3 protein-coding genes are annotated in these 1370 nt (G+C 70.5%); all 3 read right to left on the bottom strand.

What is annotated here, in order from left to right; genetic code table 11:
- On the bottom strand, positions 1-367 hold a 367-nt coding region (locus sphsw_RS11400), incomplete at its 3' end, for a cytochrome c-type biogenesis protein (RefSeq protein WP_031440728.1).
- A complete protein-coding gene (locus sphsw_RS11395; protein WP_031440727.1) occupies positions 364-891 on the bottom strand; it encodes a redoxin family protein in 528 nt (175 codons plus the stop codon). The genes sphsw_RS11395 and sphsw_RS11400, both read right to left, overlap by 4 nt.
- Positions 888-1370, bottom strand: a 483-nt coding sequence (locus sphsw_RS11390) for a cytochrome c-type biogenesis CcmF C-terminal domain-containing protein (protein WP_031440726.1), incomplete at its 5' end; no start/stop codon positions are given. The genes sphsw_RS11390 and sphsw_RS11395, both read right to left, overlap by 4 nt.

Raw genomic sequence — 1370 nt, 5'->3', positions numbered from 1 at the left:
CCAGCCATAGCGGCCAGGTCAGCCCCGACAGCGGCGGGTCATAGGTGACATAATCGCCATAGCGCGACACCAGCCAGTCACGGACCGAGGCGGGCGTCTCGCCGCGCGCGATCCGTTCGCGGACCAGCGCGCGCATGTCGGCGGCCATGTCGGCATCGCTGTCAGCGATCGACTGGCCCTGGCAGACGAGGCAGCGCAGCGTCTCCATCAGCGCCTTGGCGGAGGCTTCCTTGGCGGGGTCGGCGAGCTGGACATTGGCGTAATGCGCAGGCGGCGTCACGGGCTGCGCGGCGGCGGGTGCAGCGGAGAACAGCAGCGCGGCGACCGTCGCGACTGCCGCTAGCGCGAGGCTTGACCGCCCGCTCATCGGGCTTCCCTGACGGCCTGAACGATCTCGCCGATATTGTCCTCGCGGATGTCGCCGATGATCTGCTTGACGACGATCCCGCGGCCGTCGACCACGAAGGTTTCGGGCACACCCGACGAGCCGAGCGCGAGCTGGACCCGGCTCGCGGTGTCGCTGCCGATCCGCGCATAGGGATCGCCGTTGCGGCGCAGGAAGCCGGCGATCGCGGGCGTCGTGTCGCGGATCGCGATCGCGTCGATCGGGATGCCCATCGTCTTCAGCCGCATCAGGTGCGGGGCCTCGGCGATGCAGGGTACGCACCAGCTGGCGAACACGTTGAGCAGCCGCGGCTGACCACCCTTGAACGAGGCGCTGGTCAGGCCCGGCTTGCCCGGCACCATCGCGGGCAGCGCGAAATCGGGCAGCGGCTTGCCGACCATCGCCGAGCGGACGACCTTGTCCGCCGGCCGGAACAGCCCGCTCGCCACCACCGCGAACAGCAAGGCGAAGATCGCCAGCGGCGCCCAGAGCGCGAACCGCTTCATGCCCAGGCCGCCCGGACCGCGCTGCGCCGTTCGCGACGCAGCCGCCCGACCAGCGACAGCGCGCCGCCCAGCGCGATCAGCACGCCGCCGAACCAGATCAGCGTCACGAACGGCTTCCACCACAGCCGCAGCTGCCACCGCCCCTGCCCGTCGGGCTGGCCGAGCACGGTATAGAGCTGGCCGTCGAGCGCGGTCAGGATCGCCGATTCATTGGTGCTGGTCGGCGGATTGGCGAAGAAGCGAAGCTGCGGGTGGAGCCGCGTGCGGTCATCGCCGCGCGTCGCGGTCAGCTGCGCCTCGAGCGCGGACCAGTTCTCGCCGATCACCGGCGAGATCCCGTCGAGCGTAACGCTGTAGGGCCCCACGCGCGCTGCTTCGCCTGCGCGCACCGCGACCAGCGTTTCCTTGGTGAACGCGCTGTCCGACGCCATGCCGGCCAGGCTGACCGCGATGCCGAGATGCGCGAGGACCATGCCATA

Source organism: Sphingomonas sp. FUKUSWIS1, assembly GCF_000733135.1.
Taxonomy (GTDB): Bacteria; Pseudomonadota; Alphaproteobacteria; order Sphingomonadales; family Sphingomonadaceae; genus Sphingomonas; species Sphingomonas aerolata.
Note: the sequence above shows the minus strand (reverse complement) of the source record. Positions and strands in the feature narration are given on the sequence as shown.

Excerpts from the sequence above, each read along its gene's own strand:
- sphsw_RS11395 (WP_031440727.1), bottom strand. The coding sequence starts at position 891 with ATGAAGCGGTTCGCGCTCTGGGCGCCGCTGGCGATCTTCGCCTTGCTG.